We start from the raw sequence: 213 nt of genomic DNA on the forward strand, positions 1-213 counted from the left end.
GACAGTGGTCCTTTGCGCTATTCGTTTTCATCCCCCCTCTTTGACGCCAGCAAGTCAGGCGTGCAAGTGTTGCGCGATCAAGCCCAAGCCGATGGCCTGGCCTATGATGAATTGGAGGCTTTCATCGCCGACAGCACAGGTCAGGCGATGGCCAACATGAATGTGCTGTTTGCGGGTACGCCGGAAGTCCAGTTCGGTAGCCTTCCGTATGGG

General features: G+C 56.8%; 1 protein-coding gene. It reads left to right on the top strand.

The features are described 5' to 3' along the window. Nucleotides 1-213 (top strand): hypothetical protein (locus QN359_RS20020; protein WP_323493537.1); only part of this gene is annotated, 213 nt, incomplete at both ends.

The organism is Undibacterium sp. 5I2 (assembly GCF_035019605.1).
Taxonomy (GTDB): Bacteria; Pseudomonadota; Gammaproteobacteria; order Burkholderiales; family Burkholderiaceae_D; genus Undibacterium.